The sequence below is a fragment of the Photorhabdus heterorhabditis genome (genome assembly GCF_001280945.1).
Taxonomy (GTDB): domain Bacteria; phylum Pseudomonadota; class Gammaproteobacteria; order Enterobacterales; family Enterobacteriaceae; genus Photorhabdus; species Photorhabdus heterorhabditis.
Map to the genome: position 1 here is coordinate 1 of NZ_LJCS01000102.1, position 8,039 is coordinate 8,039.

The window sequence follows — 8,039 nt, forward strand, 5'->3', positions numbered from 1 at the left end:
AGCAACCAAATGGAACGGCCGCAACGGCCATCTGTACACCGTACAGGGGAAAGGGGGGCTGGTTCGCGAAGTTCTGATCCCTCATCATCTAGCAGAACGGCTGGAAACCCTGCGCCGCCCCGCCCCCCGGACGGTAACAGACCGGGGGATAAATTACCTTTCCCGCTATGAGATCGGTGCCGGCAAAGCCTGGACAAACAGTTTCAGCGCGGCGGCCAGCCGCGTGCTGGGATGGTCTGCCGGTGCGCATGGCCTGCGCCACTCCTATGCCCAGGAGCGCATGAGCGAACTGCAACGGCAGGGACTTGTCAGGGAGGACGCACTGACCACCGTCAGTCAGGAAATGGGGCATTTCCGACCGGAAATTACGGAGACTTACCTGCGATGAAATGGCGTGTAATAACAGGGCTGGCATTCCTGCTCGTTCTTTCCCTTGTCAGCTTTAGCGTCTATGCCAGCCTGAATGATCTTATCGTCGGCATAATACTGGCCGAAAATGACCGGATCAGGGTGATTGCAGAGGGATTTTCCGTCGCCATACACTTCTGGCCTGTTGCGCTGACCGGAGCAGTACTCGGCGGCGTTCTCACACTCATGGTTTCCGCGCCTGCTTTCAGCACAGCGCAGGATGCAGATCACGAGAACCAGCGCAGGTACTACCGGCAACAGGCCGAAGCCGCAGAACGTCGTGCTGAAAACGCCGAGAAAGTCGCGCACCAACGATTACAAACTCAACTCCAGGCCGCAGAAATCCGGGAAAGGGAAGCCTCCTGCGCTTTAGACCGTGCCCGGCAGCTTGAACAAAACGTAGCGGCCAAAGTCAGGAACCTCATGGCAGAAACCGAACGACAGCGAGCCGCCGCTGCACAGGAAGTTGAACAGAGCCGTATCAAAGCACAGGATGCAGAACGGCGGCGCCGGAATGCAGCCGCCACAGTAGAAAGACTGCGCCGGAAACAGAAGAGACAGAGCAGGAATCTTTAATTACCCGATCCAAAAACGTTTTGTTGGATTGCCAGCATATAAGCGGTGCTACAAAACACATCTGGTCCATCCAATTTTTGACTGTTTTTTCTCTTCGAAAAGCTACTTAGGAACCAAAATAGAAGAGTCCGGTAACATATCCTGACGATGCAAAAACGACCGATAAAAAGCCTCAAACTCCCCACCGTAAAGCACACCAAACAAAAATCGAGCAACAGCACGACTTCCACCATTTTCCGCAAGCTCAAGAACCGTTGCTAGGTTACAGGACTTAACAAGATAACGCCATTCATCCAGCGTAATATGACAAAGCAACTTAGCCGAATCATCAACCTCAGATACAATTTCTTCATCCGATTTCTCAGGCTCAAGCTCAAAGAACTGACGCAAACCGCGTGACCATTTCACTTGTGAAACGCCTTTCATCGCCCTGGCATAAAACAAAAACAAAATCCTTAGACGTTGCCGTTCCTCATCGTTCTCAGCCTCCGAGATACCACGCAATAAATCCCACGGAGATAAAGAACCCTGTTTACCTTTCTTCGTATTACCTTTTGTCATTTCGTCGGCTGCATCCCAGTTAACCGGCGATCCAGATTTTGTATTTAGAATTTCACCGTCACTACCAAACTTACAAATGTATTCACCCGCTTTACTACCATCCTGAATATCTAACCCGTATTCGTTCGGCATACTCAAACCAACACGAACGCAACACGCTTGCCATTTTTCCAAAAGGATCGCTGTATCTTCAAGAAGACTATTATGACTAAAAATAATCAAATGAAAGTGAGGATGCCAGCCATTACGACCGTAACGAACCTCGAAAGAACGGATATTACCTACCACGCCTCGCGACTTTTTCCACTTAGCCACCTGCCGTTCACGCCAGAACGCCGCTAATGCTTCACGGATTTTCACCGTTAATTCTTCTATTGAATCACCCGCATCATGAGGCGCTGTAAACGTGACTAAATGAGGTCGAACAGCAAGCGCCGGAGCCTGATTAAATGCAATTCGCATCTCTGCTGCTTTTCGCTCATTAATCTTTGCCGCACAAATCGGACACGTCCAAACGCTACCACACTGAGCAACCCCACCAAAAAATGCTTTTTTACGTTTTTCACTTTTAAGAATCTGAGCGGTAGGTGTAACCGTTACCCGATGACAATCACACGTTCTATGTAATTTTTTACTGCCATTTTTTCTAATAGGAGGGTTATCACCAAAGAACATGCGGAGAACACCCGCCGAAGCATCGAGAAGTTTAAATCTTTCCCGCCTCGCGTCAGTCGCATCTGATTGTTTAATAAAAGAAAATATTTCACCTGTAGAGTGATCTACAAGCTCCCCTACAGGGGGGCGGCTCGTAACTTCGCATATATACCGAGAGGGCGCACCAATCTGTTTCTGTGTCACCAAATCCCGCACTTATTGGCGGGCGAGTATGAAGTTGAATCAATCATATGGTATACTCCTGAAAGCGGGGGATCGACCGCCAAGTTAACCGCCCCGCAAACCATCATAGGCCCAGTTAATCACTGGGCCGAATCATTTCTAAGACTACACTATCAAAATTTTAACTGCTGCTGGGCATGCTTCGCAACATATTGCCGCATAAAGTGACGCAGCTCACGACTAGCAGACGAATCTGCCAACTGACACGCACGGCTAAACGCATCACGAAGATCCTTTTCTACCCGAATATTTAAATTTACATCTCGATCTACCAATTTCGCTGTCATAGTCATAACTATTCACCTCTAAAACAATGTAATGACATAGTAGCGCATAAATAATCAAACAATCAATATTACGTGAAAAAAATAACGTAATCTTCCCATCTTACGTTTGTCTATTGCCACGTTCCCAACCTAAACGAAAAAGTTAACCGTGCTAGCTGAACATTTCTTTTGTCTCCGACCATCCAGCTTTCGTGCCGTTGACAGCCCGCCAAAAACAGCTTGGCAGGGTGAAGGGAATGGCCGTGCCCCCCAATGAGTCCCCCTTTGTATCGGCGGATTGACAACGGTGTCCCCAATAACTCCGAAGAGCCGCCTTCCATGCCCTAAAGGGCATCCTGATAAATAGACATACGTTATTCGGAACCAACAAAAAGAATCTTAAGAAGCTCTTTTATGCCTTTACGATCTAATATCAAGTTTTATTAATGTGTTAAATTGTTTTTCTCTGGCTTAAGTCCAGACCTTTATAATTGATACAAAAAACTAGGAAGGTTATCATTATGTCATACATGATTTATCTAACATTAAACGGCAAGAAGCAAGGATTGATATCCGCAGGTTGCTCCACTCTAGACTCTATAGGGAACCGATACCAAAAAGGACACGAAGATCAAATACAGGTACTCAGTTTAGATCATTCAATATCTCGTCAACAGAATGTAAGCCATCACCCCATACAATTTATCAAACCCATAGATAAATCATCACCATTATTATCCCTGGCTATAGATTCTAATGAATCACTGAATGGGGGATTTGTTTTCTATAGAACAAGTTCAGCAGGACAATTAGAATTTTTCTATGAATTGAAAGTTACAGAAGCGACAATTGTTGACATATCCTGTGTTTATCCAAATTCAATTAACAACAATGATAAAATGCCATATGAAAAAATACTACTTAAATATAAGTCCATATCGTGGAATCATGTAATTGCAGGAACATCCTCTTATAGCATATGGGATGAAAGGATTTATTAAAAATATTAACTAAGCATATTTTTATGCTTAGTTAGATCTAAATGCAAAATAAACAGTAAATAATAAAACAATAATAATACCTACCAAAGCTAAAAAACCCCAATGATTTGGGAAAACAACAAACATAAAAAGAGACCAAATAAAAGCACATAAAGTCGGAATAAAAGACCATACTATATAAGAATAAACTCCCTTAAGCCATGATAATATTTCTCTTCTTAACCACCCTTTACTAAACATATCTTAACTCCTAAATTACATGACTTACAGTTCAGTTATAACCAACAATATCCATTATAGCGAAATAAACATCATCTACAGTGCTTCCTTTTCCTTTTTGTATTGTTTTAATTCCTATATTAAATAAAGGTTCAAAAATAAAATAAAACATCTCTATCTCACTAGCATAAAGAGACCAATATAAAACAGGACATTCTCTTTTTAACTTACTCGCAGATACAGCTGCCTTATCAAAGTAACCATAGAATTGAAACGCTAAAGTGATCGCCATTCCAAACTTTCTAAAACCTTCTCTAATAAATGCTTTTTGAATTACTGCCACATAAATAGCTTCTGTTATGGCGGAAACAACAGCAGTCTTTGCCAAACCTGATGTTTTAAATTTAGCTACTAAATACATCATAGTAGTAGACGAACTAACTAATTTTCCATGAAGATCATTTAAAAATGCTTGATCGTGCTCATGAGGCTCTAATAATTTCCCTACGTAAATATCAACAAATTTTTTTATAACATTATTCTCAAATATACCTCCTTTAACTACCGACCACGCAGCAAGAAAAATCCTCCCATCTTCTCTATTTAATCTTTGATATACATCCTCATAACCATCAAAAAAATATGAAGTTCTCCATAAGGCTCTCTGCCCTCCTTTTCCTATGGTATGCATTGTTTCCTGCGCAACTTCCCTCACACCGTCAACTGCCCTTTCCAATCTTAAAGCAAAATCAGCTTGAGCTTCTTTTAAAATCCTTTGTGCTTCCTGTACGGCATTTTCATGCCTTTCACTATCGAATCCCATATAAAGCCTCAATCAATGATTAACTTTGTTTTTTTCAAATTTTAATACTAATTCTCTGCCATCCGAAATACGCATTTTAACCATCTCAGTTTGAGTTACTGACAATAACTTAAAGCAGAAAGTCATCATTACAGCCAGTTTATCCTCAGATCTAGCCGAACTATGAACCATGACATTATTTATTTTTTGCATCAAATCATCTTTCTCATCCATACAATACCTATATTTCTAATTAAAAAACTAATATATCACACTCATATAAAAAGTAATTATACCAACCAAATCCTTAAAAAGGGCAATAACTTGCATTAATTCCCTATAAAAGAAAATACAAGCGCCAAAAATTTTATTTTAGTCAATAAAAAATAACATTGATGAAAGTTTTCGTAAGATAATTACGCAAATTTATTGTTAACAAAATAATATCTGGGCTTTGCCCCGAACCAGAGTTTTGTAACACTGACTGCGGGCAGGCGGTGCTACAAAACACATTTGGCCCGGATTTGACCCGGATTTGATCTCAAACTTTCTGAAATTTATTCCCAATTCCGTAGTCATCCTGACTAACCAGCGTATTCCAATCTGGGGCATTTCTGGGTTTTCGTGTTGTCATGCGTCCCTTTATATCAAAATATCAGCTTGGCCAGATTTGGGCAGGGTGTATATTCAGACGGCGAGCAATGATCCATTCTCCTTTAGGCCATGCTCGTTTCAGGACATTTGCCAGCGTGGAAGAACTTAAACCGGATTCACGGGACAGGGCGGCAACGGTTGTGCCCTGTTTATGAAGAGCAGCAACGATGTCGGCGGGGTGCCAGTCTTGTGTATTCATACCTGCTTCACCTCATTGTCGTTATTGGTGGCGATTCAAGCAGGGTTTCCAATACCGGTAGCTACCTTCCGGCGAGGCCGAAGCCTCCCCCGCCTGAACCGCCATCGAATGGGCGAGCACAGGCACACTGGCAGAAACTTCCTACCAGTGGGTAGCTATTTTCAGGGTTGGAAATCCCCGGCTATCGGATTTTGCCAATAGCGCTATCAGGTTAACGGGTTGGATAAAATATTTCAATAAGATAATCATATAGATGGAACTTAGTTGTTCTCGTAAAAGATCGATAAAAACGGAACATGCAAATCCAGTGTTAATGCTCCCTTATGCCATGTCAGGTTAAGTTAAGTTAACAAAACTTTGGGCAGTTCCGGCTAACAATCCTAAAATCTGCCATTTCTCGCACCTCAATTTAATCAATTAAATTTGATGACGTATAATCGACACAGATAAACCTGCTAGCATAACCAGCAGAAAACATTCCCCGTATAGGCTACCCTACTACATTCCCCACATACTTACGGAGATTTAAAGCATGACCATGAGTAATACAACCCACTATGAAAACGCCAACTTCCTGCGTGAACTGGCAGAGAGTCTGCCCCAGATCATGCCTAACGCCAACGCAGCCCGGAAAGCGGAACTCCTGCAACGGCTGGCTAACGAAGAACTGGCGCAGGGCGAGTACGAAGAACAGGTAAGAGCCAAAGTTGCGGCCACCCGCGCCGACAATCGCCCTGGCATGACCGCCGAACAACTTCGCCAGCAGTTGCAACGCCGTTACCGGGAGTTACGTGATGCCGTATGACGTTGAATGGAAACAGGGCGCCATCGAAGATGTTACAGCGCTTTTTGACTATATCGCAGAAAACTCATCACTCTGGGATGCCAAAGACGTTACAGAGCGCATCCTGAACGCCACTGACAAGCTGGCAGAATTTCCCCGCCTATACGAAGTGGACACGCGCTATGGCGAGGACGTGCGCCGCATCAGTCTGGTAGGCCAGCATGTACTTTACGAGGTGGACGATCAGACGAAGCAGATCAACGTACTGGCGGTCGTTGGACAACGACAAAATCCCCACTCGATACGCTAATTTCCCATCACCTCATTCCGTCCGGCAGGTAGATGAGTCACGCATTGAGGCCATAAGTTTACGAATTCCATGTGTCATAAACTCCACTTTATCCTCCCGTCAGTTTTCGCCATAAACCCCCTATGCCCAACAATAAGTAAAGTTGGGCATAGCGGGGGTTTATAGCTTTATCATACTTATACGCAATATTTTAAACGCAACTATCATTAGCCCGGTTTTTACGCTATGGTAAAAGCTGTAATAAGTCTGGTGCCCTTTGACGCACTCCTGCTACACCGGATACAGGTCAACGATCCGAGATTTCTGTCACCCAACAGCCCATTTGGCGATTTCTGACGCGTACAGCCCAAACGCCACTGAGCCAGTGTCACGGCCGCGATTGACCCACGCTGACGGGTAACAAGGCGAGATTAGTCCGAGCCTGAACCCCACCGGTTCAAACTGGGGCAAATAGACATTCAAGTGTCGCTGAACCTTTTCAGGTCAGTCGTTCTTACACCCCCTAGCCCGTGGAGAAACCCATGCCCCAGTTTGATGCAGGCAAGGAGCTGGCCGTGCTGCGCGAACAAACCCGGATGATCCGCAAGCAGCGTTACCGGAAATCCCGCCTCGATCGTTACACCGGCGAACTGTTGCAACTGCATCGGGAAGGGGCCAGCGCCGCCGAGTTGCAACGCTGGCTCAGGGAAAAACGTATCCGGGTCGTTCTCTCCACCGTCACCCGCTGGCTGGCGCACAATGGCTAAATTCGCCAGTCCGACCAGGCAGGCCGCCTCCGTCATGAAAGCCATGCAGGGCAGCGTGTTACGCTCCGTTGGCACCGTGCGCAACTACGAGCAGGCTTTAACCCGCGTGGCTGAATGGGTGAAGTCCTCCCGCGCCTGTTCCGACCTGCGAAAACTGACACCGGCGACAGCCATTGACTATCTGGAAACCCGCCGCGAAGCCGTCGGACAGAAGACACTGGACATGGAACGGCAGGCCATTCAGGCCATGATGCACCACGTCACCGGCACATTACCCTACGGCCAGACCCTTCCGGTGATCCGCGCTGAAAGTCCCCAGGTATTGACCGGCCGCGCTTACACCCCGGCACAAGTGACGCTGATTGCCCGCGCACAGACCGCCAGAAACGCGCTGGCCACTGAGCTGGCGTATGCCGCCGGACTCAGGGCACACGAACTGCACACACTGGCCCCCGTCCGGGAGTGCCCGGCTAACGAGAGGCCGGCAACAGCAACCAAATGGAACGGCCGCAACGGCCATCTGTACACCGTACAGGGGAAAGGGGGGCTGGTTCGCGAAGTTCTGATCCCTCATCATCTAGCAGAACGGCTGGAAACCCTGCGCCGCCCCGCCCCC

Annotated in this window: 12 protein-coding genes; 6 read left to right on the forward strand and 6 right to left on the reverse strand. The window is 45.9% G+C overall.

Annotated elements, in window-relative coordinates; all coding sequences use genetic code 11:
* Positions 1–231 precede the first annotated feature (231 nt).
* Complete coding sequence (locus AM629_RS24050) at positions 232–984, forward strand: hypothetical protein (RefSeq protein WP_161804251.1); 753 nt, start codon at positions 232–234, stop codon at positions 982–984.
* A gap of 102 nt (positions 985–1,086) precedes the next feature.
* Here the strand turns inward: AM629_RS24050 and AM629_RS19935 are convergent, their stop codons facing one another.
* Both AM629_RS19935 and AM629_RS24300 read right to left on the reverse strand, forming a co-directional pair.
* Complete coding sequence (locus tag AM629_RS19935; RefSeq protein ID WP_054481403.1) at positions 1,087–2,403, reverse strand: protein rep; 1,317 nt, start codon at positions 2,401–2,403, stop codon at positions 1,087–1,089.
* A gap of 152 nt (positions 2,404–2,555) precedes the next feature.
* Positions 2,556–2,735: a hypothetical protein gene (locus tag AM629_RS24300; protein ID WP_054481405.1), complete on the reverse strand. Its 180-nt coding sequence runs from the start codon at positions 2,733–2,735 to the stop codon at positions 2,556–2,558.
* Positions 2,736–3,229: 494 nt separating this feature from the next.
* On the opposite strand from AM629_RS24300, the gene AM629_RS19945 reads away from it, so the two are divergent.
* Complete coding sequence (locus AM629_RS19945; RefSeq protein WP_054481407.1) at positions 3,230–3,709, forward strand: Hcp family type VI secretion system effector; 480 nt, start codon at positions 3,230–3,232, stop codon at positions 3,707–3,709.
* 27 nt (positions 3,710–3,736) lie between these two features.
* Here AM629_RS19945 and AM629_RS19950 read toward each other — a convergent pair whose 3' ends face one another.
* From AM629_RS19950 to AM629_RS19965, 4 genes are all read right to left on the reverse strand, one after another.
* Positions 3,737–3,949: a hypothetical protein gene (locus tag AM629_RS19950; protein WP_054481408.1), complete on the reverse strand. Its 213-nt coding sequence runs from the start codon at positions 3,947–3,949 to the stop codon at positions 3,737–3,739.
* A 31-nt stretch (positions 3,950–3,980) separates the two neighbouring features.
* The gene (locus tag AM629_RS19955) at positions 3,981–4,751 is read right to left on the reverse strand and encodes a hypothetical protein (protein ID WP_054481410.1); all 771 of its coding nucleotides are present in this window, start codon (positions 4,749–4,751) and stop codon (positions 3,981–3,983) included.
* A 12-nt stretch (positions 4,752–4,763) separates the two neighbouring features.
* On the reverse strand, positions 4,764–4,964 hold the full coding sequence (locus AM629_RS24305; RefSeq protein WP_054481411.1) for a hypothetical protein: 201 nt from the start codon (positions 4,962–4,964) through the stop codon (positions 4,764–4,766).
* A 421-nt stretch (positions 4,965–5,385) separates the two neighbouring features.
* Positions 5,386–5,583: a helix-turn-helix domain-containing protein gene (locus AM629_RS19965; protein ID WP_054481413.1), complete on the reverse strand. Its 198-nt coding sequence runs from the start codon at positions 5,581–5,583 to the stop codon at positions 5,386–5,388.
* A gap of 538 nt (positions 5,584–6,121) precedes the next feature.
* On the opposite strand from AM629_RS19965, the gene AM629_RS19970 reads away from it, so the two are divergent.
* The 4 genes from AM629_RS19970 to AM629_RS19985 form a co-directional block, all read left to right on the forward strand.
* The gene (locus AM629_RS19970) at positions 6,122–6,388 is read left to right on the forward strand and encodes a hypothetical protein (protein ID WP_054481421.1); all 267 of its coding nucleotides are present in this window, start codon (positions 6,122–6,124) and stop codon (positions 6,386–6,388) included.
* Positions 6,378–6,677: a type II toxin-antitoxin system RelE/ParE family toxin gene (locus tag AM629_RS19975; protein WP_054481415.1), complete on the forward strand. Its 300-nt coding sequence runs from the start codon at positions 6,378–6,380 to the stop codon at positions 6,675–6,677. Before AM629_RS19970 ends, AM629_RS19975 begins: the two co-directional genes overlap by 11 nt.
* Positions 6,678–7,198: 521 nt before the next feature.
* Positions 7,199–7,423 (forward strand): hypothetical protein, encoded by a 225-nt coding sequence (locus AM629_RS19980; protein ID WP_054481417.1) that lies wholly within the window; start codon positions 7,199–7,201, stop codon positions 7,421–7,423.
* Positions 7,416–8,039, forward strand: a 624-nt coding sequence (locus AM629_RS19985) for a site-specific integrase (RefSeq protein ID WP_054481419.1), incomplete at its 3' end; no start/stop codon positions are given. The genes AM629_RS19980 and AM629_RS19985, both read left to right, overlap by 8 nt.